At 64.8% G+C, this 25,127-nt stretch carries 23 protein-coding genes; 11 read left to right on the top strand and 12 right to left on the bottom strand.

Going from position 1 to position 25,127, the window contains the following annotated elements; all coding sequences use genetic code 11:
• Positions 1–28 precede the first annotated feature (28 nt).
• Positions 29–1,000, bottom strand: coding sequence for an ArsR/SmtB family transcription factor (locus tag M2334_RS04715; RefSeq protein ID WP_264579574.1), 972 nt, complete (start codon positions 998–1,000; stop codon positions 29–31).
• A gap of 183 nt (positions 1,001–1,183) precedes the next feature.
• Between M2334_RS04715 and M2334_RS04710 the strand changes: the two genes are divergently transcribed.
• Positions 1,184–1,393, top strand: coding sequence for a circumsporozoite protein (locus M2334_RS04710; RefSeq protein ID WP_181560387.1), 210 nt, complete (start codon positions 1,184–1,186; stop codon positions 1,391–1,393).
• 73 nt (positions 1,394–1,466) lie between these two features.
• Here M2334_RS04710 and M2334_RS04705 read toward each other — a convergent pair whose 3' ends face one another.
• Positions 1,467–1,847 (bottom strand): GtrA family protein, encoded by a 381-nt coding sequence (locus tag M2334_RS04705; RefSeq protein WP_264604902.1) that lies wholly within the window; start codon positions 1,845–1,847, stop codon positions 1,467–1,469.
• Between the two features lie 208 nt (positions 1,848–2,055).
• On the opposite strand from M2334_RS04705, the gene M2334_RS04700 reads away from it, so the two are divergent.
• Positions 2,056–4,104, top strand: a complete 2,049-nt coding sequence (locus M2334_RS04700; RefSeq protein ID WP_264604901.1) for a hypothetical protein — start codon at positions 2,056–2,058, stop codon at positions 4,102–4,104.
• Here the strand turns inward: M2334_RS04700 and M2334_RS04695 are convergent.
• A complete protein-coding gene (locus tag M2334_RS04695) occupies positions 4,063–4,521 on the bottom strand; it encodes a nucleoside deaminase (RefSeq protein WP_264579577.1) in 459 nt (152 codons plus the stop codon). The two genes, M2334_RS04700 and M2334_RS04695, sit on opposite strands and share 42 nt — an antisense overlap.
• Before the next feature lie 159 nt (positions 4,522–4,680).
• Between M2334_RS04695 and rpmB the strand changes: the two genes are divergently transcribed.
• Complete coding sequence (gene rpmB / locus M2334_RS04690; protein ID WP_181560391.1) at positions 4,681–4,974, top strand: 50S ribosomal protein L28; 294 nt, start codon at positions 4,681–4,683, stop codon at positions 4,972–4,974.
• Between the two features lie 81 nt (positions 4,975–5,055).
• Here the strand turns inward: rpmB and M2334_RS04685 are convergent, their stop codons facing one another.
• The gene (locus tag M2334_RS04685; protein WP_264604900.1) at positions 5,056–6,060 is read right to left on the bottom strand and encodes an esterase-like activity of phytase family protein; all 1,005 of its coding nucleotides are present in this window, start codon (positions 6,058–6,060) and stop codon (positions 5,056–5,058) included.
• A gap of 188 nt (positions 6,061–6,248) precedes the next feature.
• On the opposite strand from M2334_RS04685, the gene M2334_RS04680 reads away from it, so the two are divergent.
• Positions 6,249–6,623: a glycine zipper 2TM domain-containing protein gene (locus tag M2334_RS04680; protein ID WP_181560393.1), complete on the top strand. Its 375-nt coding sequence runs from the start codon at positions 6,249–6,251 to the stop codon at positions 6,621–6,623.
• A gap of 102 nt (positions 6,624–6,725) precedes the next feature.
• Here the strand turns inward: M2334_RS04680 and M2334_RS04675 are convergent, their stop codons facing one another.
• From M2334_RS04675 to M2334_RS04665, 3 genes are read right to left on the bottom strand one after another with little or no spacing between them, the layout of a single operon-like run.
• Positions 6,726–7,526: a LytR/AlgR family response regulator transcription factor gene (locus M2334_RS04675; RefSeq protein ID WP_181560394.1), complete on the bottom strand. Its 801-nt coding sequence runs from the start codon at positions 7,524–7,526 to the stop codon at positions 6,726–6,728.
• Positions 7,523–8,623 carry a sensor histidine kinase gene (locus M2334_RS04670; RefSeq protein ID WP_181560395.1) on the bottom strand — a complete coding sequence of 367 codons (1,101 nt, stop codon included), beginning with the start codon at positions 8,621–8,623 and terminating at the stop codon, positions 7,523–7,525. Before M2334_RS04670 ends, M2334_RS04675 begins: the two co-directional genes overlap by 4 nt.
• A gap of 8 nt (positions 8,624–8,631) precedes the next feature.
• Positions 8,632–9,141 (bottom strand): winged helix-turn-helix transcriptional regulator, encoded by a 510-nt coding sequence (locus M2334_RS04665; protein ID WP_264604899.1) that lies wholly within the window; start codon positions 9,139–9,141, stop codon positions 8,632–8,634.
• Positions 9,142–9,319: 178 nt separating this feature from the next.
• Here M2334_RS04665 and M2334_RS04660 point away from each other — a divergent pair, with 178 nt between their 5' ends.
• Positions 9,320–11,416 (top strand): RelA/SpoT family protein, encoded by a 2,097-nt coding sequence (locus M2334_RS04660; RefSeq protein ID WP_264606031.1) that lies wholly within the window; start codon positions 9,320–9,322, stop codon positions 11,414–11,416.
• A gap of 239 nt (positions 11,417–11,655) precedes the next feature.
• Entirely contained in the window at positions 11,656–12,255 is a 600-nt protein-coding gene (locus tag M2334_RS04655; RefSeq protein WP_264573413.1) for a PEPxxWA-CTERM sorting domain-containing protein, read from the top strand.
• Positions 12,256–12,319: 64 nt separating this feature from the next.
• Here the strand turns inward: M2334_RS04655 and M2334_RS04650 are convergent, their stop codons facing one another.
• From M2334_RS04650 to M2334_RS04630, 5 genes are all read right to left on the bottom strand, one after another.
• Positions 12,320–13,057 carry a DUF2807 domain-containing protein gene (locus M2334_RS04650; RefSeq protein ID WP_264604898.1) on the bottom strand — a complete coding sequence of 246 codons (738 nt, stop codon included), beginning with the start codon at positions 13,055–13,057 and terminating at the stop codon, positions 12,320–12,322.
• A 174-nt stretch (positions 13,058–13,231) separates the two neighbouring features.
• Positions 13,232–13,762, bottom strand: a complete 531-nt coding sequence (locus M2334_RS04645; RefSeq protein ID WP_181560400.1) for a CarD family transcriptional regulator — start codon at positions 13,760–13,762, stop codon at positions 13,232–13,234.
• Between the two features lie 391 nt (positions 13,763–14,153).
• A complete protein-coding gene (gene fdxA / locus M2334_RS04640) occupies positions 14,154–14,492 on the bottom strand; it encodes a ferredoxin FdxA (protein ID WP_264571087.1) in 339 nt (112 codons plus the stop codon).
• 94 nt (positions 14,493–14,586) lie between these two features.
• Positions 14,587–14,919 carry an RNA-binding S4 domain-containing protein gene (locus M2334_RS04635; protein ID WP_264606030.1) on the bottom strand — a complete coding sequence of 111 codons (333 nt, stop codon included), beginning with the start codon at positions 14,917–14,919 and terminating at the stop codon, positions 14,587–14,589.
• 4 nt (positions 14,920–14,923) lie between these two features.
• Positions 14,924–17,893 carry a helicase-related protein gene (locus tag M2334_RS04630; RefSeq protein WP_413716457.1) on the bottom strand — a complete coding sequence of 990 codons (2,970 nt, stop codon included), beginning with the start codon at positions 17,891–17,893 and terminating at the stop codon, positions 14,924–14,926.
• 226 nt (positions 17,894–18,119) lie between these two features.
• Here M2334_RS04630 and M2334_RS04625 point away from each other — a divergent pair, with 226 nt between their 5' ends.
• The 5 genes from M2334_RS04625 (at position 18,120) to M2334_RS04605 (ending at position 25,127) form a co-directional block, all read left to right on the top strand.
• Positions 18,120–19,706, top strand: coding sequence for a M23 family metallopeptidase (locus tag M2334_RS04625; protein WP_264604896.1), 1,587 nt, complete (start codon positions 18,120–18,122; stop codon positions 19,704–19,706).
• 161 nt (positions 19,707–19,867) lie between these two features.
• Complete coding sequence (locus M2334_RS04620; protein WP_264604895.1) at positions 19,868–22,057, top strand: TonB-dependent receptor; 2,190 nt, start codon at positions 19,868–19,870, stop codon at positions 22,055–22,057.
• A gap of 111 nt (positions 22,058–22,168) precedes the next feature.
• Positions 22,169–23,257: a YjgN family protein gene (locus M2334_RS04615; protein ID WP_264604894.1), complete on the top strand. Its 1,089-nt coding sequence runs from the start codon at positions 22,169–22,171 to the stop codon at positions 23,255–23,257.
• 15 nt (positions 23,258–23,272) lie between these two features.
• Entirely contained in the window at positions 23,273–24,355 is a 1,083-nt protein-coding gene (locus tag M2334_RS04610) for a M48 family metallopeptidase (protein ID WP_264604893.1), read from the top strand.
• 13 nt (positions 24,356–24,368) lie between these two features.
• Complete coding sequence (locus tag M2334_RS04605; RefSeq protein WP_264604892.1) at positions 24,369–25,127, top strand: alpha/beta hydrolase; 759 nt, start codon at positions 24,369–24,371, stop codon at positions 25,125–25,127.

Genomic DNA, 25,127 nt, shown 5'->3' with positions numbered 1-25,127 from the left:
CGCGAAATGCAGTCGCGGCGCCCGGCGTTTATGCGCGTCGGGCGTCCTTTTTTTGAGCCAGCGGCACGCGCTGGCTCTGGCCGAGCCACAGCTTCACGGTCAACTCACCGCCCGCCAGCGTATCCACCTGCTCCAGCGCCACGCCCGCTGCGGCAAACCACGCCCTGATCTGCTCGTCGGAAAAGCCCAGCCGGCTATGGGCATCGCGCGTTCGCAATTCCTCCCGCTCATGCGGCGCGAAATCGACGATCAGCAGCCGCCCGCCGGGTCGCAAGGTGCGCGCGATCTCGGCAATGACCCGCTCGGGCGCCTGCGCATAATGCAGCACCTGATGTAAAATCGCCGTGTCGGCCGATCCATCCTCGATGGGCAAGGCACTGAAATCGCCGGCCAGAAAATGCACCCGGTCGGCGATGTCGCGCGGCAGCTTCCCGCGCGCCAGCCGCAGCATTTCGGCACTGCGATCGATCGCCAGCACCTGCTCGGACTGCGCGGCGAACAGCGTCGCGATCCGCCCCGTCCCCGTTCCCACATCAAGCAAGCGGCCAAGCTTGTGCGTCTTGAGCATCGCCAGCATGGCCGCTTCCACATCGGCCTCCGGCACATAGAGCGAGCGCTGGGCGTCCCATTCCTCGGCATGGCTGGCGAAATAATCCTCGGCGGCGCGCGCCCGCTCCGCCCGAACGGCCGTAAGGCGGGCCTGGTCCGCCTCGATCCACAGCCGCTCGCTTGCCGAGGGTGCCGCCGCGTCAAGCAGGGCCAGCAATGCCGGCGTCTCCTGTCCCCCGCACAGACGCAGGAACACCCAACTGCCTTCCTTCCGGCGTTCCGCCAGCCCGGCCTCCACCAATATGCGGACATGCCGGGAGACGCGGGGCTGGCTCTGCCCGACGACGAGCGCGACTTCGCCCACCGCCAGTTCCATCTCACGCAGAAGATGCACGATCCGCAGCCTCGTGGGATCGGCAAGAGCGCGGAAAAGATCGAGTTGTCCCAGCATCGCCCGGCTGTCTGCGGCATCCGTGGAGGCAGTTCAAGCCATAGCTTTCATCGCTGGTTAATGGGCATCATTACCAAGGGATTGCGCTGGCGCTCACAAATCGATACGAATCGCTTCGCAGGCAAAGGGGGGGGACCCCTTCCACAGCTTCTGCTCGGTTTGAATTCATCAAGGGGTTTGCCCATGACCAAGACTATTGCCATCTCGCTTGTTCTGGCTGCTTCGCTCGGCCTCGCCGCGTGCTCCAAGTCCGAGACCAACGAAGCCGTCAACAACACCGTGAACATGTCGAACGACGTGGAAAACGCTGCCGACAACACCATGAACGCCGCGGGCAACGCGATGGACAACATGGCGAACGGTGCCAGCAACGTCGCCAACAACGCGATGTAATCCACGGCTTTGCCGTAAGAATTCGAAAAGGGCTGCCGGCGATCCGGCGGCCCTTTTTTATTGCGCGCTCGCCTTAGCGGAACACCCATTGGCGGTTGAGCGTGAAGACCAGCACCGGCGTGATCACGCCCATCAAGGGAATCGGTGACCAGAGCGGCAGCATCAGCCGTTCCACGCACAGCCAGACCCAGAAGGCGTTGAGCGCCAGACTGAGCAGCGAAACGATCCCAAAGCGCACCGCCTGCGCCACCGGACGATCCCGGCTACCATGCCCCCGAAACGTGAAGCGGCCATGCAGCACATAGCCTGTCGCTACCGCCACCAGATAGCCGCAGACATTCGCGAGTTGCGGGTGGACGCCCAACAATTGCGCCAGAACCCAGTAGACACCAGCCTGCAGCGCCGTGACGAAGCCGCCGGTCAGCGCATAGCGCACGAGTTGTCCACCAATCATCAGTTCCACGCCTCTACGGTCGACCGGCGTTTCGATTCGCCCATGTGTGATTTGCCCCGTTGCGCTTTTGATGCACATGGCTAAGCCCTAGGCCGTGAACTCGGCAGCGGCAATGGTCGCGGTTCCCCAACGGGGAAGACCGCAGGCGTATCGGGACGACGAGGCCGCCCTGCCCGTTCCTGCACATATGGCTATCGGGCGCTGAACCATGCGGATTGACAGTTCTGCCACTCAAAGCGGGTGGACATCGCGCGCGAGCCGGCTGTGGCGGGCTGTAGACGGGTTCGCGCAGCGTGAGTGGCGCTGGCTGATCGTCATCGCCTGGCTGATCATCGCGGCCTATTTCCTCAATCGCTCCGCGGATGCCATTCGCTTCCTCTCCCTTGGCGATACCGACGATAATATGCGGTATCTGCAAGTGAGGGACTGGCTCGCCGGGCAGAGTTGGTGGGATTTGCGGCAGCACCGCATGGCCCCGCCCGATGGCGCCAATATCCACTGGAGCCGGTTGGTCGATCTGCCCATCGCTGCCCTCATCCTCTTCTTCAGCCTGTTCACCGATCGCGCGCGCGCCGAGGAACTGGCGGTTGGCGTCGAGCCACTGCTCCCATTGCTGCTGCTGATGCTCGCCCTCGCCTTTATCGCCCGGCGCTTGTCGGATCGTGGCCAGGGCCAAGGCTGGTTCATCGCGATGCTGCTGCCGCTGGGCGCCGGCATGGGCCTCTCCATGTTCATGCCCCTGCGCGTCGATCATCATGGCTGGCAGTTGGCGCTGACCGCGACCGCCCTGGCCGGCCTTGTCGATCGCAAATGGACGCGCGGCGGTGTCGTCACCGGCGTCGCCAGCGCTCTCTCCGTGGTCATCGGCATGGAAATGCTGGTATATCTCGTCGGGGCCGGCGCGCTCATTGCCTTGCGGTGGATTTTCAAGGAAGGCGCTGCCCGGCGCGTCCGCCCCTATGCGCTCGGCCTCGGCGGCACGACGGCGCTCGGCTACGCGCTGTTCGCCAGCAACGCCAATCGCGCGCCGGTGTGCGATGCCATCTCACCGGTCTGGGCCAGCGTACTCGTGCTGACGGCGGGCGTTCTTTATGGCCTCACCCTCCTGCCCCTCCGCGGCTGGCTGCAGCGCCTGGGCGCCGCGGCCCTTGGGGGAGCGGCCGTTCTCGCTTTTGCATGGCTGAGCTGGCCCAATTGCGTGACGGACCTCTACGGCATCTCGCCGGAACTCCAGAAGAGCTGGCTGGTCTACATCCGCGAGGCCAAGCCGATCTATGTGCAAGCACAATCAAGCTGGGTGCCGATGATCAGCCTGCCGGTGATCGGGCTGCTGTGCGGCCTGATCGGTTGCTGGGCCGCCCGCCGCGATTCGGAGCGAATGTGGGCCTGGGCCACGGTCACGCTGATGATCGCCTTCGCCATCGCGCTGACTTTCTGGCAGATCCGCGCCGGCCCTGCCGCGCAGCTTCTGGCCATTCCCCCGGTCGCCTGGGCCGGCTGGGCGATCATCGTCACCCTGCTCACCGGCTCGTGGCTCCGGCGATTGCTGGCCGTGCCGGCCGCGCTCGTCCTCATCTGGGCGAGCAGCGTCTATTTCCTCTATCCCATCGTTTCAAAGGCCTTTGCCCAGGCGCCCAAGCCAGAAAACCAGGCGAACACCGCGCCCTCGATTCGCAACCAGGCGTCCCCCTCGGCGAAGAACGCCTCAGCCAACAGCGCCAGCGCCGCACCGGCGTCCAATCTGTCCGCGGTCTCAAAACCCGCCACGAAGCCGCTCACCGGCGCGCATCGACCGGAAGTGCGCTGCCGCACCCAGCCTGCGCTGCAACCGCTCGACCAGATCGCGCCTGCGACGATCTTCACCCTCGTCGATCTGGGGCCGCGCCTCATCGCGATTACGCACCACACGGTCATTGCCGGCCCCTATCACCGCAATCAGGAAGCCATTCTCGACGTGCACCACGCCTTCGATGGGTCGCCCGAGACATTTCGCAAGATCGCGCAGAAGCGCGGCGCGACCTATCTGCTCTATTGTCCCGGCTTCCCGGAAGGGACGATCTACCAGCGCCGCAGTCCCAAGGGCTTCTATGCACGGCTGGCGCGTGGCGAGACATTCCCCTTCCTGACGCCGGTCACCGTCAAGGCGGCGAGCGAGCTGCCCTACCGGCTTTACCGGATCACGCCGCTGGAGACGCAGGCGTCTTCCGCAACCGCGTCACCGCCGCACGGAGAAAAAGTCCCGCAAAAGGCGCGCTGAGCTGTCCTCGCCGATGCCGGGGAAGATCTCCGGGCGGTGATGGCATTGCGGCTGCGCAAAGACCCGCGCGCCATGTTCGACGCCGCCGCCCTTGGGATCGGCCGCGCCATAATAGAGCCGGGCGATCCGCGCATGAGCAATGGCGCCCGCGCACATCGGGCAGGGTTCGAGCGTCACCCACAGGTCGCAATCGCCAAGCCGGTCCTGCCCGAGATGCGCGCAGGCAGCGCGGATCGCGACGATCTCGGCATGGGCCGTGGGATCGTGATCGCGCCGGTTGCGATTCTCCCCCTGCGCGATCACCAGGCCGTTCCGCGTCACCACAGCACCGATCGGCACTTCGCCCGCCTGCGTCGCCTGCCTGGCGCATTCCAGCGCCAGACGCATCGGCTCGGGCAGGGGAAAAGCGCTCGACATGATCGCAGCTAGTGGCTCATCCGCCCTTCCCTGTCGAGGCCAGTCCTGCTAGGTCGCGCGCAAGGACAGGGTCGTTTTGCGGGAAACCGCCTTGACGATTCGTCCCCCGCCTTGTATCGGCGCCGCTTTCCGAACGACCAAGTATCAGGATCGATTGACATGTCGCGCATCTGCGAACTGACCGGCCGGGGCCGCCAAGTGGGCCACAATGTGTCCCACGCCAATAACAAGACCAAGCGCGTGTTTCTGCCCAACCTGCAGAACGTGACGCTCATCTCCGACACGCTGGAGCGTGGCGTGAAGCTGCGGGTTTCGACCCACGGCCTGCGCTCGGTCGAGCATAACGGTGGTCTGGACAACTGGCTGCTCAAGACCTCTGACGAAAAGCTCTCGCTGCGCGTGCGTCGCCTGAAGCGTGAGATCGTCAAGAAGGTAGCCGTCAAGGCTGCCTGAACGCGCTGGCCGATCCGTTCGGCCAGACACAGAGATTGAAAGGGGCGGCCTGAGCGGGCCGCCTTTTTCTGTGCCTGCAGTTCACGGTTGCAGCCCCTCCCCAATCCAGTCGGCCGGCAAGGCGAAGCGCAGCAGCAAGCTGCGCTGCAGGGCAAAGCGGTTATTGTCGGAAACGACCCACAGGATCGGCTGACCCGCCTCCCAGCCCAGCGCCAGCCCCTCGAAGTTATCCGCTAGCCCGGGCGGCTCCAGCCGGGCCACGACCGTGGCGGAAAGCTCGGCGCCATCCTTTAACGCTGGCAGTCGCACAAGGCTCAGCCGGGCCGTAAAGCCATGTGCCAGCGTCAGCCGCCGATTGAGGACCAGCAGCCGGTCTCCGCCAAGCCACAGCGCGTCCGTCGGCCGGTAACCGGCCGGGGCATGATAGCGAAGCCGCAGCGGCGGTGGCGTCTCCTGCGCGACCGGATCGCCCTGCCAAAGCAGCGCTTCGAACGCACCAGAGCGGTCCTGCGCCATTTCGGCAATGGCGAGAAACCGCCCATCGCCCAACCGCACCAGCGATTCGATGCTGCCCGTCGAGGGCCAATGTCTGATTTCCGCAGGGGCGACGCAGGCTTCGACACGGCGAAACCGGGGCGCATAGCGGCAGATTCGCTGAAGATGCTCGAACCCCACCCAGGAGCGCCCCGACACCGGGTCATGCGCGAGGCTCTCCGAATCCATCTTCCACCGCGGCCAGTCCTGCTCGACCGCCCAGCGCGGCAGGGACTGGACCTTGCCAACGCCCGGCCGCCCCGGCCGCATGATCTCGAACAATTCCCCCGAATCGCTCAGCCCGGTCAGATTGCCGTCAGCGCGCACCATCAGCGCAGAAATGCCGCCGAAGACCTCACGCGCGCTGGTCAGGGACCAGACGCCCGTCAGGCGGAGCGGCCCGAAGGCCGTGGCGTCGGCTGCGGCCGACCTCAGCGCCAATGGCTCGGCCTTGATCAGCAGCGGCCCGCTCTCAAGACCCGGAGAAAGCGCCGGGTGGCGGCCATTCATCAGCAGAATGAAGAGGGCGAGAATGAGCAGGATGCGCCGCATGGCCTTGCTCCTAGCGCCCCCTCGGGCAGCGCGCCAGCCAAGCGACGTCAGGTCGGCAAAGCTGAACCTTGGCTAAAATGTCCATTCAGCTTTGGCTCAACGGATGGGGTCTAAACAGAGATCATGACGGACAAGGCGTGGGCACCGTGCCGCAAGATGCCCGCCAAAGGATTTCAAGGAGCAAGACCATGACTGCACGCAAGTTCCTCAGCATCACGGCGGCCGCCACCATGGTCGCAACGTCCTTCGGCGTCACGGCTCCGGCCATGGCCCGTGACCATTATCGCGACTATCGCGGCGATTATGGCCGTGACTATCGCTACAACGACCGCGACTATCGTGATTACCGCGATGCCCGTTATTCTGACCGCCGCAACTATCGCTACGATAACCGCTGCCGGGACAATGGCACGGGCGGCACGATCATCGGCGCCCTTGCCGGTGGCCTGCTCGGCCATGAGGTCGCCGGTCGCCGTGGCGACAAGACCGCAGGCGTGATCATCGGCGGCGCCGTCGGCGCGATTGCCGGCCGCGCGATCGACAAGGCCGACAGCCGCTGCTGAGCAGCCTGACAGCCACGCTTCTGCCTCCCAGGCAAATGGAAAGGCCGGCCCCGCGAGGGACCGGCCTTTCTTTTCAGTCGCGTCACCTGAGCGGTGGCGCTCTTAGTGCACGAAGCGCGCGACCACGTCGCGATAGGAGCGGCTCACCTTCACCTGGCTGCCGGATTCAAGGATCAGGAAGCACTCGCCGTTGGTATGCGGCTTGACCTGACGAACCTGCGACAGGTTGACGATGGTCGAGCGGTGGATGCGCTGGAAATTGCGCGGGTCGAGGCGCTTTTCGAGGTCCTTCATCGTCTCGCGCAGGATCAGCGAGTTATCCGCGGTATAGATGCACATGTAATCGCCGGCCGCGTCGATCCGCTCGATGGTGTCGACATCGATGCGGAAAATCTGCCCGCGATCCTTGATGTTGATGAGCTTTTCATAGCGGCTCGATGAGGGCGCCTCATTGTCCGCCGGCATTTCGGACACCGCGTCCGGTGCCACCTCGGCCAGCACTTCGCGCAGTCGACCGGCTTCCTCCACCTGTTTCTTCTCATGCAGGCGAGTCCGGGCACGGTCGAGCGCATCGGCAAGGCGCTGCTCCTCCACCGGCTTCATCAGATAATCGATCGCCTTGGCCTCGAAGGCCCGCAGCGCGTGATCGGAATAAGCCGTCACGAAGATGAAGAGCGGCGGCTCGACCTCCATCACCCCTTGGACCACGGAGAAGCCGTCAAAGCCGGGCATCTGGATATCGAGAAAGACGAGATCGGGCTTGTGTGTCTTGATCGCGCGGATCGCTTCGCGACCGTTGGTGCACGTCTCCACGATCTCAACGTCGGGATGGGCCTCTAGGCGGAGCTTCAGCCCCTGAATGGCGAGGCTTTCATCGTCGACGAGAATGGTGCGTATGGTCATGCGGCTACCCTTGATGGTTCGGCGGTAATGAACGGCATCTCGATGATGACGCTGTAGCCCCCCTCGGGTGGTGAACGCGTTTCCATATTCTGGCGTTCCCCGAACGCCTGAACCAATCGGTCACGAATGTTGGCAAGGCCCACACCCGTACCCTTCGTCATGCGCTGATCGCTCCCATTCAAGCCGGGACCGGTGTCCGAAACGACGATCCGCACGTTTTCGCCGACAGGCTGCGCTGTGACCACGATATCCGCGCCCTCCTCCTGGGGGGTTACGGCATATTTAATGGCGTTCTCGACCAAAGGTTGCAGCAGCAGCGAAGGAAGTCGCGCGGAGGCGACCGCCGGATGAATGTCGAAGATCGGGCGCAGACGATCCTCGAAGCGCATTTTCTCGATCTCAAGATACAGCTTGAGCGTCTCCACCTCCTGCTCAAGCGTCACCTGCGCCGTCGGCTCGTTGATGAGCGTGTAGCGCAGGAAGGCCGACAGGCGGGAGAGCATCGCATTGGCCCGCTCGGTCTGCTTGAGCAGCACGAGCGTGGAAATGCTGTTGAGCGTGTTGAACAGGAAATGCGGATTGAGCTGGTAGCGCAGCATGGCAAGCTGGGCGCTGCTTGCCTGGCTCTCCAGCAACTGCAACTGGTCGGCCTGCTCTTCCACGGTGATGTAGAAATTGATCGCGTAATAGAGCGCCGACCAGGCCCCCAGCAGCGTGAAATTGAGGTAAAAGGCTCCCAAAAACAGCTTGAGGCTGGAGCCATCGCCTGACTGGTTGAGCGTCGTGAACACCCAGGCATCGATAAAGGCCGATGTTCCGCCCGCGACGATCGCGATGACGATCGAGGCGGTCCAGGTGACGATCGGCGTCTGCCTCAGCAGGAAGCGATAGCCAACCGCCATCAGCAGCGTCAGCGAATAGCCGGTGATCGTCGAGATCAGCACCGGCACCAAGAAAGACATTGGCTGGCCATTGGCGATGCCCGAGACGGCGCGCAGCAGGAACGCGCCGGTCCATCCGACCGCCTGCAAGGTCCAGAACGCCTTGTTCTTATCCTCAAAGAACGGGCGACGGCGGATGACGAGCACGGATGTCATCGGCGGGCTCAACGCGCGGCGCCCATCGCGCGCAGGGGCGCGGCTGTGCAGTCCGGCTCCTCGTCGGCCGCGGCCCGCGCCTCGATCCAGCACAGATCCTGATAGTCGAGCAGCCGGCCATCGGCTGCCTGCAAGCGCACCTCGCGGACCGGCTGCCGGTCGCGGCTGTCCGCCAGAATACGCCGTGCGGGCTGCACTGGCTCCCAGCGCTCTCCCCACTGGCGCAGCGCAATCATCACCGGCATCAAGGCTTTGCCTTTCTCGGTAAGGCCGTAAGCGACACGGCGCTTGTCATTGGCGACCGGCTCACGGGTGAGGATGCCCCTCGTAACCAGCTTACCCAACCGATTGGACAAGATGTTGCGGGCGATGCCGAGCGCACATTGGAAATCCTCGAAATAAACGATGCCGCTGAAGCAGGCGCGCAGGATCATGAACGACCACCGCTCGCCCATCGTTTCGAGCGCGGCCGGCAGGGCGCAGCCCTCAAATGCATCAAGACCCTTGCGTTCAGCCATGGCCAGCGACGCTAGCGCATTCGGCGCGCCGCGCCAAATGGCGAGTGCGCTCGACTGTGCCTTCGTCGCACGGATCGGGCGGAGCGTGGCGTTGAGGGGACAACTTCCCGCCTGCGGACCGCTGCAGCGCGAGTTTTTTGTTGCGCTGCACGGGGTCCGCCCACCATGTTGCGCGACGATGTTGCGTCAATATGAACTGGTCGAGAGGGTCAAAGGCTATGACCCGGATGCCGATGAGGCCCTGATCAACCGCGCCTATGTGTTTTCCGTCGCCAAACACGGCACGCAAAAACGCGCCAGTGGCGATCCCTACTTCAGTCACCCGATTGAAGTTGCAGGCATTCTGACCGAACTGTTCCTCGACGACAAGACCATCGTCACGGCCCTGCTGCACGATACGATCGAGGATACACTCACCACCACGGCAGAGATCGAGCGCCTGTTCGGGCAGGACGTCGCCCGGCTGGTCGATGGCGTGACCAAGCTCAGCAAGATCGAGGCGCAGAGCGAGAGCCAGCGGGCCGCCGAGAATCTGCGCAAGTTCCTGCTCGCCATGTCGGACGACATCCGCGTGCTGCTCGTCAAGCTGGCCGACCGGCTGCACAATATGCGCACGTTGCACTTCATCAAAAATGAGGAGAAGCGCCGCCGCATCGCCCGCGAGACGATGGATATCTACGCGCCGCTCGCCGAGCGCATCGGCATGTACGAGTTCATGCGCGAGATGCAGCTCCTTGCTTTTCAGCAGCTTGAGCCCGATGCTTATGATAGCGTCACCAAGCGCCTTGCCCTGCTCAAGGAAGGCGGCGAGAGCAAGGTTGCCCGCATCTCGACGCAGCTCCAAAATATGCTCACCTCGGCGGGCATGCACGTCACGGTCTCCGGTCGCGAAAAGCATCCTTACTCGATCTGGCGCAAGACGCAGGAGCGTCACATCAGCTTCGAGCAGCTGACGGACATCATGGCGTTCCGGGTCGTCACCGACAGCACGGACGATTGCTACCGCGCCCTGGGCCTCATCCACCAGCGCTTCAAGATGGTGCCCGGGCGGTTCAAGGATTACATCTCCACGCCCAAGCGCAATGGCTATCAGTCGCTGCACACCACCGTGATCCATGAGGAGAACGCCCGCATCGAGGTGCAAATCCGCTCGGAACGAATGCATCAGGATAGCGAGTTCGGCCTTGCCGCCCACTGGGCCTACAAGCAGTCCGGCGCGCGGCCCGACGGGCAGGCCGGCTGGCTGCGCGATCTCGTCGAAATCCTTGAGCAGAGCCATGACGCGGAGGAGTTGCTCGAGCACACCCGCATGGCGATGTATCAGGATCGGATCTTCGCCTTCACCCCCAAGGGAGAGTTGCAACAGCTCCCCAAGGGATCGACGCCGGTCGATTTTGCCTATGCCGTCCACACCACGCTTGGCAACCAGACCGTCGGCGCGAAGATCAATGGGCGTGTCATGCCGCTGCGCACGCAGCTTGAGAATGGCGACCAGGTCGAGATCCTCAAATCCGATGCGCAGGAGCCGCAGCCCGGCTGGCTCAGCTTCGCGATCACGGGCAAGGCGCGCGCAGCGATCCGCCGGTTCATCCGCCAGAAGCAGCGCACCGAGACGATCGCACTGGGCGAGAAGCTGTACGAGGAGATCGTGCTGCGCCTGCCGGTGGAAATTGGCGACAAGGCCGAGAAAGCGGCGATCAAGCGGCTCAAGCTGGAAGACAAGGCCGCGCTGATGATCGCTATCGCAACCAACCGCATCTCGGACGAGGAAGTGATGAACGCCCTCGTGCCCGGCAGTGCGGAGGATGCACCCGGCGCGGCGCGGCGGCGCAAGAAGCAGGCGCAGGCCGTTTCGATCATTGGCCTGACGCCCGGCATCGCCTTCACCCTATCAGAATGCTGTCATCCCGTTCCGGGCGACCGCATCGTCGGCCTGCGGCGGCCGGGCGAACCGATCGAGGTGCATACCATCGATTGCCTCGTGCTGGAGACCGGTCAGGATGCCGACTGGGTGGACCTCAGCTGGGACAGCGAAGCCAAGGGCGGCACGGCGCGCCTTTCGGTCATCCTGAAGAACCAGCCCGGCGCTCTGGCGACGGTTGCCAACATCTTCGCGGTCAACAAGGCCAATATCCTCAACCTGCAACTGGTGAACCGCGAAGGCCCGTTCCACACCGATCTCATCGATCTTGAGGTGGAAGATGCGAGCCACGTCGCCCGAATTCTCTCGGCGTTGCGGGCCGTGGACGCCGTGGTGCAGGCGGATCGGATCTAGCGGCGGCGGGCGGCAGCGCCTTGCAAACGATCATCCCGCTTTTCCACGCGCGTTAATCCTTGCTGCAAAACAGTGCCAATGTCGGACAGCGCCCGGAAGGGCCAGGAAACTATTCTTAACGACCTCGCCCCTTTTTGCCGCGGGCTCTACATGCTCGGTCATCAGGAAGCCTCCGTTGGAACGAAGGCAGGCCTGCCAAAGGAAACGAGCCGAGAACGCTCAGTCGGGAAGTTCGATACATGCGTAAGATCCTCATCGCATCGCTGGTGACCTGTGCTGCTTTTGCCGTTCAGCCGGCTCAGGCTGCGCTTGTCAGCTCTGCCGCAAGCTGCTCCGCATCGGACATTGGCCTCACCGCGAGTTCGAGCTTCAGCTGCGTCGGCTTCTACAATGGTAATCTGGCCAGTCAGGCCACCACGGGAGATCAGACGTCCGCACTGGCCCTGCTCGGCTTGACGCTTCCCAACGCCTTTTCCAGCGCCGTGGAGAAGGTCTCCGGTTCGCCCTGGATCTCGACCACCACCCTCAACTTCGACACGATGATGTACGGCACGACCTATATCGGCGTGCACTTCGGCAACATTCCCAATCCGTCGGGCAAGGGTCAGCCGCTCGCCAACAACATCACCGCATTCTACAAGTTCGATGCTGGCACCGACGGCATCGACCTGCTCAATCTTCAGTTCGCCAGCGGCTCGAACGCGACCATCTACAAGACAGGCGCAGCGCCGGTCCCGGCTCCCGTGCCGGAGCCCGCCACCTGGGCACTGATGGTCGCCGGTCTGGGTCTGGCAGGCATGCTGATGCGCCGCCGCGCCGCGAAGGTTCAGTTCGCCTGATCGACCTGACTCTCAGAATTGCATAAGGACAGGGCGTCGGGTTTCCGGCGCCCTTTCTTTTACCTCAAGGCGCAGGGCGTCCGCAGCTCACCAGCCCACTCCCGACCTGGCGCACGGTACAGGCAGGGCGCCCCTCCACCACCGCGCTGCCGGTTCCCACCAGCATCACTTTGGCGGTCCGCTCGGCAAAGGTTTCGGTCGTCGCGGCGCCATCCACCGCGAGGTCGAGGTCCACGGCCCGCAGGTCGCTCGCATCGAGCGTGCCGCTGCCGGAGAGACCGATCTGCACCTTGCGCGCTCGCCCGGACAGGAGCGTGCTGCCCGCACCGCCCTGCACGAGCTTGAGATCGTCGATCTCGATCCCCCTCACCTCGATGCGACCGCTGCCCACGAGGTTTACATCGGCAGCCGCCTTGTTGAGGCCCTTCACGCGCAGCAGACCGGAGCCCACAAGTTGCACCCGGCGCAAGCTCGGTGCTGTGAGAGCGAGCCGCGCGGTGCCCCGGGCGCCCTGCGCCCCGGCAGCGCCGGCCACGGGCGCGCGGAGGCGCACCGTCAGCGTGCGCGCGGACACCGTCAGTTGCAAGGCATCCAACGTGGCACGATCTCCCTCGCCCCGCGCGGACGCCCCGCGTCCGGTTTCAAGGGAGACTTCCAATGGTCCCTCGACACGGATGCTATCAAAGTCGGTCACGATATAGGTGCGGTTCGCTGCATGGGCCGCTGACAGTCCGCCAGCGGCGGCAACGAGCATCAGCAGCCGGATCGCCCGGCGCGCGGCACCTGATGTCATGACGGTCATCCCCCGAAGCTGTTCATGAGCGCGAGCATAGCAGATGAGCCGCCCCAAGTCGCCCATACGAGGCCCCATCGTCACGCGGTGACTATGGACGATGCCCTGGGCGTGGACGCGCTCCAACAAAAAACGGCGCCCGTAAGGGGCGCCGTCTCTTGGTCTCTAAGGAAGAAGCATCGATTACTCGACGCGTTCCTTGGCATATTTCGGGGCAGCCTCATTGAGGATCTGGAGGATCTTCTTCAGAGCCGTTGCCTCGTCCACCTCTTCCATCGCCGCGAGTTCACGCGCCAGACGGCTGGAGGCGGCTTCGAAGATCTGACGCTCGGAATAGCTCTGCTCGGGCTGATCGTCCGCACGGAACAGGTCGCGCGTCACTTCCGCGATCGACACCAGATCGCCGGAATTGATCTTGGCTTCATATTCCTGTGCGCGGCGCGACCACATCGTCCGCTTCACCTTCGGCTTGCCCTTGAGGGTTTCGAGTGCCTCGCCCAGTGTCTTGTCCGAGGAGAGCTTGCGCATCCCCACGCTTTCGGCCTTGTTCGTCGGGACGCGGAGGGTCATCCGCTCCTTCTCGAAACGCAGCACATAAAGCTCGAGGTCGATCCCGGCGATCTTCTGGCTTTGCAGCTCGATCACCCGGCCGACGCCGTGCTTCGGATAGACAACATAGTCGCCGACATCAAAAGACAGCGCTTTTGCAGCCATTCTTGCGAACCTTTCTTCTATCTGTTTGTATTCTTGGCTGAGTTACGCGGCACGTTGAGAATGCAGATTTGCGAGAATGCAGATGTGCAGGTGCCAGCCACAGGCCATGCGCGAATACTCCTGAGTGACGAGGGGTGTCACTTCCCGGCGGGTTTAACAGATTCGCAACAAAATTACCAGCCTAACCGGAGGTAATCTGATATTTTGCGGCATATCGCACGCCGACACACTATGGATGGCGTGTCGCGCTGGTCTGGAGAGTTCATCTGGCCTAACCGTAGCGGGCTCGCTCCGAACCCGCCCTTAGTCCTTCGCGAGCCAATAGGTCGGCATCGCGAGGGACCACATCCGCCCGCAAGTGCAGGCGAATACAGTCAGTTGTGCGTAAGGCTCAGCCGCCTTCGCCCGGCTCAGGCGAGAAATATTTGTCGAACTTGCCGGCCTCACCCTTATGCTCTTCAGCATCCGCGGGGGGTTCGCGCTTGGTCGTGATATTCGGCCACTCGGCGGAATATTTGGTGTTCACCTCAAGCCACTGCTCGAGACCGCTCTCGGTATCGGGCAGGATCGCCTCAGCCGGGCATTCCGGCTCGCACACGCCGCAGTCGATGCACTCGTTGGGATTGATGACGAGCATGTTCTCGCCCTCATAGAAGCAATCCACCGGGCATACTTCCACGCAGTCCATATATTTGCAGCGAATGCACGCGTCGGTCACGACATAGGTCATGGCTGGCTTTCCTAGCTTGGTTTTCGCTGATCGCGATATGCGCGCGCCGCCACAGGGTCAACAGGCAAGGGCAAGGATTGCGCGTAGCTTAACTTTATCGGGGCATCACCGTCGTATCCGGGTCGGCGCCGGGCGTGATCGCACTGTAGCAAAGCTGGGCCTCGGTGGCCGGGCCGCGCCGCTCCGGCAAATGTTCCACGCGGATCACGCGAATGACATTGCCCTGCGGCAAGGTGAGCAAGTCACCCACACGCACCGGCGCGTGCGCCCGCTCGATCCGGCGGCCATTGATGCGCACGATGCCCCGCTCCGCGAGCGCCTGTGCGCTAGAACGACTGGGGGACAGGCGCACGAACCAGAGGAATTTGTCGAGGCGCAAACTCGGTCCATGCCCGGTCGATGCGCCCTCATCCCGCTGCCTCGCCAGAAAGTCAGTCCTCTCGGCCAAACAGGGCGCCAAGACCCGCCAACGCCTTGCCCGTGGCGACAATCGGCCGCTCGCGACCTCCGCCATCACGGTCCGGTCGCGGACCACGATCCGGCCGTTGGCCGCGATCGGAACGATTGTCGCGATCCGGGCGCTTGTCCCGTTCACGACGCGGGCCACCCTCGGCCGCCTTACCGCGCCGATCCGGGCGGTTGCGCGGGCCATCGCCGGCCGCTTGGGGCTGGCCATCCTGATCCTGCCGCCCCTGCTGGGCCGGACGACGATTGCCGCCGCGATTGCGCGGCCCCTCGAATTTCGGACGCGGCTTGGGCCGGCCACGGAACTGCCAGTTGGGCGCGCCTTCCGCCGCATCGGGCACGGGGCGGAACCCGGCCTGCCGCATCAGTTCCAGAAAGCTCGCTTCATTCAGGCCAATGGAGACGATCGTTGGATCATCAGCGCCATAGGGCTTGCCGGCAGCAATCGCCTCATGCGCCCCGCGCGCAAGCCGTTCGGCCATATCGATGCGCAACCAGGCATCACCCAGCTTGCGGAATCCCGCAATGCGCGCGCCAATCTCGTCGATCGGCACGACAGGCTTGGCGACCTTGGCAGGTGCGGGCGCCTCAGCAACTGCCGGCGTTTCGGACGCGGGAGCCTCAACGGTCACCGTAGCCTCCGCGGTCACTTCGACTTCGGCCTCAACCGGTGCTGCGACGTCGCTGGCTTCCACCGGCTCGCTCGGCGCACTCGCCTTGCGTTCTTCGCCGCCACCGCTCTGCAGCAGCACCGCGCCCGGCGCGGGCAGCGCCACCAGCGGTTTGCCGGCCTTGAGCGAGAGCAGCACCATGCGCCATTGCGCCGCCGCCGGCTTCATCAGGCCGGGATGATACAAATCCATGACGCCGATCACGACCCCGGCCTTGCGCAAATGGGTGCGGTCTTCCTTGGCGACCTGCCCGAGCGCTTCATCCAGCGTGTTGCGCGGCACGATGCCGCCCGCGTCCGCCAGTTGCGCGAGCACCGCGCGCACGGTCGCGGGCAGTTCGGCCTCCGTGGAGCCGGCCTCCATCTTCAGCAGCGCCGGAATGTGGCGCTCGAATTGATTCTTGAGCCAGAGCGCCAGCCGATCGCGCACGCCCTGCTGAATTTCCGGCACAAGGCTGGAGAGCCCCGCATCCAGCGTCATTTCAGGCGCGAGCAGACGCTGCCCTGCCTTCAATGTCGCGACCGGGTGCCCGTTCCAGATGATCTGCGCATCACCGCCGGGAGGGCTGGCGAGAGTGAACGCTTTATCGTCCACCGCCAGCAATGCCTGAGCCATCTCGTTCAAATGCGCACCCAGTCTCCGTTCGGCAGCGGCCAGCAGCAGCCGCTTCTCATTCGCTCTCGCCAGCGGATCGACGATGAAGCGGAAGCCCCGCATCGTGCCGATCCTGTGACCATCGACTGTTACATTGCCTGCGCCGTCGACGTCCACTGACAAAAACGCCTTGGCATCACCGCCCCGCCGAAGCAAGGCGGAGGCGCGCCGATCAACGAAACGCTGCCGTAACGCGCCGTGCAATGCGTCGGAAAGCCGCTCTTCCAGCACCCGTGCGCGTGCGGCCATCTCGACCGGTTGCGCCAGCCAATCGTCCCGCTGCGCGACATAGGCCCAGATTCGCACGGCGCCGATCCGCCCCGCCAGCGCGTCGACATCGCCCTGCACATTGTCCAGCCGGGCAAGTTGCGCCGCGAACCAATCCTGCGGGATATGGCCGTTGCCTTGGCTCAGCCACGTCCACAGGCGGTGGATGGTCCGCGCATGATGCTCGATGCCGAGCTTCTGGAAATCTGGCACGGAGCATGCAGCCCAGAGCCGTGCGACCTGCCCCCGGCCCCGCACCCGTGCGCGCACGTCTGGCAGCTCGGCGAGATATTGCAGCACCGCCAGGTCGATCGCTTCGGGCGCCGCGCGCAAGCCCGCGCGCTCCGGACGATCCAGCAGCGCCTCGATCAGCGTGTCGATGTCATCCATCGGCAGGTCCGCTTCCCGCCAAAAAATCTGCTCGATGGGGTCGAAGCGATGCTCCTCGATCCGCTCCACCTCCTCGGCGGAAAAAGCCGGCTCGCCATCCGCCGCGCCGACATCGCCGAATGTCCCGTCCCGCTGGTGACGCCCGGCGCGCCCGGCAATCTGCGCCATTTCAGACACGGTCAGGCGGCGTGTCCGCCGCCCGTCGAACTTGCGGAGCGACGCGAAGGCGACGTGATCGACGTTAAGATTGAGCCCCATGCCGATGGCATCGGTGGCGACCAGATAATCGACCTCTCCGGCCTCGAACATCGCGACCTGCGCATTGCGCGTCGCAGGGCTGAGCGCCCCCATCACGATCGCCGCGCCCCCGCGATGCCGGCGCAGCATTTCAGCGACGCGGTACACCTCCTCGACGGAGAAAGCGACGACGGCGCAGCGGCGCGGCAGGCGGGAGAGTTTTTGCGGCCCGCTGTAGCGCAGGGTGGAGAAGCGCGGCCGCGTCACGATTTCCGCCTTGGGCAGCAGCGTGCGCACCAAGGGCGCCATGCTCGCAGAGCCGAGCAGCATCGTCTCCTCGCGCCCACGAGCGTTCAGCATCCGGTCGGTGAAGATGTGGCCGCGCTCAGGGTCAGCGGCGAGCTGGATCTCATCCACCGCCACGAACGCGAAATCGGAGAAGGCGCCGAAGCCGCCGCGAACCGGCATCGCCTCGGCAGTCGCCAGCACATAACGGGCGCCGGGCGGCGCGATTCGCTCCTCGCCGGTCAGCAGCGCGACTTGGTCGGCGCCCTTGATTCGCACCACGCGCTCGTAAACCTCACGCGCAAGCAAACGGAGCGGAAACCCCATGAGCCCGCTCGAATGGCCGCACATCCGCTCAATCGCCAGATGGGTCTTGCCCGTGTTGGTCGGTCCCAGGACCGCCTTGAGAGCTGCAGGCTCGTAGCTCGACATGATTGGCTGACACATGGAGCGCGGCGTGCCTCACGGCAAGGCTCAATCCAGACGGCGCATGAATTAGGGATGGTTCCGCAATCAGCCGACGATTGCGCACAACTCGCCGCAAGCTATTGGCCGATATTGTGTCTTTATTTGACTTTAACCCCCTGCCTTTACAAACAAAGCACGACGTTTGGCAGTCGCGACAGCGTGGCAGAAGCCGTCAGGGGCGCATCAATTCGTGTTTCAGAAGATCGAGCTTAGCCCCACGCAGGGCGCCGGCACCGGTACGCTTTGGCTCAACAGCCCGGCGAAGGTGCTCGCACCGCTCCGTTCTGGCGACTGGCGCGAGCGGGTTCAGGACTGGGCGCATCGCGTCGATCTCGCGCCCGATCTTGGCCAGAACATCGGCAGCCGGACCTGGTGGCGCGGCTTCATTACGTGCTTTTCGCTGTGCGGCATCATGGTCATGTCCGCGCCCGGCGTCCTGACCGTCCCCGGCGCACAACCCGCTCCGCTGTCGACCGAGCAGCTGGACCAGTATCGCTCGCAGATGATCAGCGCCTCGGCGCTCGGGGCCGATACAGGCAAGCGCATGGGGCCGACCGATCTGGTCGCGCCGCTGCGCGAGACGCCCGAGCGCCCGCAGATCGAACTGGATGCCGCCGTCGGCACTGGCGACAGCTTCGCCCACACCCTCTCCCGCGCCGGCATCAGCAGCAATGACGCCAGCGCGGCGATGGCGCTGATCCGGCAGGCCGTCGATCCTGCTACGATCGCGCCCGGCACCCGCGTGCGCATCGTGCTCGGCCGGCGCGCCAATCGCAATGTCGCACGCCCGCTGGATCATCTGTCCCTCCGCGCGAAGCTCGAGCTGGCGCTGGAGATCACCCGGCAGGATGGCGCGCTGACGCTGCGCCGCATTCCCATCATCGTGGACAACACGCCGCTGCGCATTCGCGGCCAGGTGGGTGACAGCCTCTACCGCTCCGCCCGCGCAGCCGGCGCCGATCCGTCGACGATCCAGGCCTATCTCAAGGTGCTGTCGGCGCAGGTCAATGTCGGCAACGGCCTGCGGGCTGGCGATACGTTCGATATCATCGTCGCCCATCGCCGCGCCGCGACCGGTGAAAGCGAGACCGGAGAGCTGCTGTTCGCAGGGCTGCAGCGGCAGCGCGGCAAGGACATCAACCTGCTGCGCTGGACGCAGGCCGGCCGCGCGCAGTGGTTCGAGGCATCCGGCGTGGGTGAGCGGCGCGGCGTTCTCGCCCGTCCGGTAAGCGGACGGCAGAGTTCCGGCTATGGGATGCGCAGACATCCGATCCTCGGCTATAGCCGGATGCACGCCGGCCTCGACTTCGCCGCCAGCACCGGCACACCCATTTATGCGGTGAGCGACGGCCGGGTGACCTATTCCGGCTGGCACGGCGGCCACGGCAAGTACGTCAAGATCGAGCATGGTGGCAGTCTTGGGTCTGGCTACGGCCATATGAGTCGCATCGCCGTCGCCGCCGGCCAGCGCGTCAAGCGCGGGCAGGTCATCGGCTATGTCGGCTCGACGGGCCTCTCCACCGGGCCGCACCTGCACTACGAAATCTACCGCAATGGCCGCACGATCAATCCGGCGAGCGTGAAGTTCACTGAGACGGCCCAACTGGCGGGCGCCGAACTGCGCGCCTTCAAGGGCCGCCTTGCCGAACTCAAGCGCCTGCGCGCCGGCCCTCCTGAGCCTGCGAAGACGGAGCCGACGGAAATGGCAGCAAGCAATGCCTCAAGCGCTGCTGCGTCCGCTCAGTCGGCAGGCGGCGGGTCCAGCCGCACGCGATAAGAGCGTCCGCTCGGTCGGGAGCGACGCCGGTTCCCCTCGGATGCCACGCCTTCCGCGCGCCTGATGCGCCCCGCCCTGCTGCCGCGTCAAAATTTGCACGAAGCGAACGCCGAACGATATTTCGCTTGCGCAGCATTTTTCCACTCGTTACGTTATATCATATGAAAAGCAATTTCCGTCCGCGCCTCGCGCATACCGCCGCCCTCTCCGCCCTTCTCTCCAGCGCCGCGCTGTTCGCAGCCCCTGCTCTGGCGCAGCGCCAGCCGCCGCCGGATACCGGCGAAGCGCATGGCCATGACGATCGGCCGGAAAACATCGTCGTCACCGCGATCATCCCGCGCTCGCATATCGATGTGCTTGGTGGCACATCCGTCCTCACCGGCGAGGAACTGGCCCGCGACATCCGCCCGAGCCTGGGCGAAACGCTGGCCCGGCAGCCGGGCGTTTCTTCCACGTCCTTCGGCCCCGGCGCCTCCCGCCCGATCCTGCGCGGCTTCTCCGGCGACCGCATCCGCCTGCTCACCGATGGGATCGGCAGCTTCGACGCGTCCGCCACCTCGGTGGACCATGCCGTCGCAATCAATCCGCTGCTCGCCGACCGGATCGAGGTGCTGCACGGCCCTGCGGCATTGCTCTATGGCTCTTCCGCGGTCGGCGGCGTCGTCAATGTCATCGACACGCGCATTCCCACGCATCTGCCCGAAGGCGGCTTCGATCTGGCCGCCACCGGTACCTTCGGCAGCGCCGCCCGCGAGAAATCGCTCGCCGGCAAGACCGACATTGCACTAGGCGGCGGCTTCGTCTTTCATGCCGATGGCAGCTGGATCGAAACCGGCGATCTGCGCAGCGGCGGCTATGTGTTGGGCGCCGAGCCCCGCGCCGAAGCGCTGGAAAGCGACGAAGCCGACATTCGCGACCTTGCCGGGCTGCGCGGGCGCATCCCCAATTCGGCCATCGAAGGCTGGAGCTACACCGGCGGCCTCAACTACATCGATTCCGGCGGGTCCCTCGGCTTCTCGGTCGGCCGCTCGCAATTCACCTATGGCCTGCCGATCCGCTACGTGACGCACGAGGATCATGAGGACGAAGGCGCGATCGAGGGCGAAGAAGGCGAGCACGAGCACGGCGCCGAGGAAGTCAAAATCCAGATGAAGCAGACCCGTGCCGATCTGCGCGCGCAAGTAAATGTGGGTGGCGGATTGCTCGACCAGATCCGCTTGCGCGCCGGCTGGGCCGATTACGAACATGCCGAAATGTCGCTCGACGGGCAGGACATTCACACCCGCTTCTTCACGCAAGGCCTCGAAACTCGGCTCGATCTCGTGCAGGCGCGGCGTGGCGGATGGGAAGGTGCGATCGGTGGCCAGATGCTGCTGCGCAAGAGCCACATCGAAGGCGAGGAGAAGTTTCTGCCGGCGATCGACAGCGAGACCTGGGGCCTGTTCACCCTGCAGGCGCTCGATCTTGGCAAGGTGCGGCTGGAGGCCGGCGCGCGCTTCGAGCACAACCGCATCGAGGCGGCGCAGGACAGCGACCTTGGCTCGCCGGACTATCGCCGCAACTTCGACACGGTGTCGGGATCGCTCGGCGCCAGCTATGCCATCGCGACTGACTGGCGGGTCGGCGTCAACCTCTCCCGGGTCGAGCGGGCGCCCACGGCGGATGAACTCTTCGCGCGCGGCAACCATGCCGGCACGCAGGCTTTTGAGCTTGGCAATCCGAACTTCGGCACCGAGCGCGGCTGGGGCGTCGAGGGCACCCTGCACGGGCGGGGCCAGGACTTCCACCTCACCGTCTCGGGCTTCTACAACAAGTTCGACCGGTTCATTTACGATTCCATCGTCGATGACAGCGCCTGTCTGGCGGCCAGCGGCGCGACCTCGCTCGAATTCCCCTGCTTTGCCTATCTGCAATCCGGCGCGGAATATTATGGCGCGGAGATCCAGGCGGATTGGACGGCAGCGACATTCGGTCGCACCGAGCTGCGTCTGGATGGTCTGGCCGATTTCACGCGCGCAACGCTCGACAGCGGCGAGCCGGTCCCGCGCATCCCGCCGCTGCGGCTGCTTGGCGGTGCCACGCTCGATGCCGGCGAATGGTCTGTGCGCGGCGAGATTGAGCATGCCTTCAAGCAGGATCGGGTAAGCGCGCGCGAGACTGTCACGCCGGCCTACACCTTCGTCAACGCCGGGCTGACCTGGAAGCCCGCCATCGCGAACCAGCAGGTTTCCTTCTCCCTGCAAGCCAATAACATCTTCGATGTCGAGGCGCGGCGCCACGCCAGCCTGCTCAAGGATTACGCCCCGCTCGCCGGGCGCGACATACGCCTCACGGTTTCCCTCGCCCTGTGAGTGCGGGGCGGGGCGCCCCTCTCCGCGCCCCGCCCTTTTTTCTCAGGCACTTGACAGCTCAGCCGCATCCGGTGTCTGGTCGCCCGCGCAATAGCCGGGGGACCATTGCCAATGAACGACCAGACCGACCGTGCATTCGGTTTTGAAGGAAGCTGGCGGGAATACGCCCCGATTGCCTTCACCAATCTGCTGCTGACCATCGTGACTCTTGGTGTCTATCGCTTCTGGGCGACGACGCGGACGCGCCGTTATCTGTGGAGCCGCACCCGTTTCATCGACGAGCGGCTGGAATGGACCGGCACCGGCGTTGAACTGCTCATCGGCTTCCTCATCGTGCTGGTGCTTTTCGGCATTCCTTTCCTGTTTCTCAACTTCGGCATGCAGGCGATGGTGTTGCGCGGACAGGCACCGCTCGCCGGCGTGCTGGGCCTAACGTCGTTCATGGTGATCTTCTATCTCGCCGGCGTGGCACGCATGCGGATGCTGCGCTATCGCCTCAGCCGCACCTGGTGGCACGGCATTCGCGGCGGCAGCAATGACAAGGGCTGGGCCTATGGCTGGTCCTATGTCTGGCGTAACATCGTCGCGTGGATGGTGATCGGCCTGCTCATTCCCTGGTCTATGACCTCACTGTGGAACGACCGCTGGAATGCGATGAGCTTTGGCCCTCATCCCTTCCGCGCGGCGGCAATGCCCGGCCAGATCTTCCGCCGCTTCCTGCTGTTCTACCTGCTGCCGTTCATCATCTTTGCCGTCATGGCCGTACTCATCTTTGCAGGTGGCGGCGCTGCGATGCTTGGCGGTTTCGATCCCGAGACGCAGGCCCAACCCGGCCTCGCCTTCGTGCTCGCGATGATCCTGATGGTGCTGCTGATCTATACGATCATCGGCTTTGTGGCGCTGGCCTATTACGCCAAATTCTTCCGCGTGGCCGTGAGCAGCCTGTCACTTTCGACGCTCGATTTCCACTTCTCGGCGCGCACCAAGGACTGGTTCAAGCTCATCCTCGGCGACATCGCGCTGGTGGTGCTGACGCTCGGCGTCGGCCTCGTCTTCCTCTCCTACCGGCACTGGAAGTTCTTCATCGTCCATCTCGATGCCAGCGGCGAGATCAGCCTCTCATCTCTCACCCAGTCGAGCACGAATGCGCCGGGTCAGGGCGAGGGCCTTGCCGATGCGTTCGACATCGGCGCCATCTAGCTCCATAGCGCGCGCATGACCCAGGCCGGCCCGGACGAGACTATTTGGCATTATGATGGCACCAGCGCAACGCGCCATCATCCGGTTCTGGAATGGACAGCGGAGACGTTCACGCTCCGCTGGGGTCTGAACAAAAGCGGCCCGCACCGCTGGGGCGATCTGGTGCCGGTCGATGGCAGCGGCGGGCGCTCCATTTATGGCCTGCGCGGGCAGCATGGCTGGCGGCTCGGCTTCACCGGCGCGCCACCGCAGGACTTCGCGATCCACCTGCCCCTCCCCGCACGTTATGGCCGCTGGATCGACCGTGTCGGCCTGTGGCGGGCACTGGCGCTCTTCGCCGTGATCGCGGCGGGCGTCGTCTACGCCGTCCTCCGCGCGCCCGACTGGATCGCGCCGCATGTTCCGCTCAGCTGGGAGCAACGGCTCGGCGATGCCATGATCGGCGATTTCGGCGGTCGCCTGTGCCAGACCCCGCAGAGCCGCGCCGCGCTCGACAAGCTCCAGCGCAAGCTCGGGGAAGATGTACCCATCCGCCGCATCGGCATCGCCAATGTAAAGATGGTCAATGCGGTCGCCCTGCCCGGCGGCCACATCCTGCTGTTCGACCAGCTCATTCAGGATGCCCAGTCGCCCGATGAAGTGGCTGGTATCCTCGCCCATGAGATCGGCCATGTCCGCAACCGCGACACGATGACGGCGCTCATCCGCCAGTTTGGCCTCAGCATCGTGCTGGGCGGGTTCGGCGGCGACCTCGGCAACACCGCCAACGGCCTGCTGTCCCTGAGTTATGGCCGCGATGCCGAGCGGGCGGCGGACAGCTACTCCATCGGCGCCTTGCAAAAGGCCGACATATCGCCCCTGCCGACCGCCGCTTTCTTTAAACGCCTCGGGGGAGGCGACGGCGGGGAGCAGATCGAGCGTGCCGCCAATCTCATGGCCTCGCACCCCATCTCCGCCGAGCGGCGCAAGGCGTTCGAGGCCTCGGCGCGCAAGGGCCACCGCTATGAGGCCGCACTGACTCCGGCGGAATGGCGCGCCATCGTGAATGCCTGCAAGGATGACAAGGACGTCGCCCCTGCCAGTCGCTTCCCGTTCTGATAAGGGCAGCGTCATGACTGACGATACCACCAGCGCACCGCCCGCCTTCCTGCCCAACGCCGCGGGCCTGCGCCTCGCCTACCGCCACCGGCCCGGCACAGCGCCGACCGTCGTCTTCCTCCCCGGCTACATGTCGGACATGATGGGCAGCAAGGCGCTGGCGCTGGACGACTGGGCCGCCGCCCAAGGCCGCGCCATGCTCCGTTTCGATTATGCCGGCTGCGCCGAGAGTGCAGGTCGGTTCGAGGACGGCACACTCGCCAGCTGGCGCGACGATGCCCGCGCCGTGATCGATCATTGCGTCCCCGCCGGACCGATCATCCTCGTCGGCTCATCCATGGGCGGCTGGCTGGCCCTGCTGCTCGCCCGCGATTTGGGCGCGCGCGTCGCCGGCCTCGTCGGCATCGCCGCCGCGCCGGATTTTACCGATTGGGGCTTTGATGTCGCGCAAAAGGCAACCCTGCAGCGCGAGGGCAAGCTGGTCGAGCCCACGCCCTATGGTGACCAGCCCTATGTCACCACACGCGCCTTCTGGGAGTCGGGCGAAGCGCTGCGGCTGCTCGATGGCGAGATCGCGATCGATGGCCCGGTGCGGATGCTGCAGGGCCAGGCCGATACCGACGTTCCCTGGCAAATCGCTGTGCGGATCGCGCAGCAGGTTCGTTCAGCCGATGTGCAGACGCTGCTCGTCAAGGATGGCGATCATCGCCTCTCGCGCCCGCAGGACATCGCCCTGCTGATCGCGACTGTCGCGCGCCTCGTGGAGTCCTGA

The organism is Sphingobium sp. B11D3D (assembly GCF_025961755.1).
Taxonomy (GTDB): domain Bacteria; phylum Pseudomonadota; class Alphaproteobacteria; order Sphingomonadales; family Sphingomonadaceae; genus Sphingobium.
Note: the sequence above shows the minus strand (reverse complement) of the source record. Positions and strands in the feature narration are given on the sequence as shown.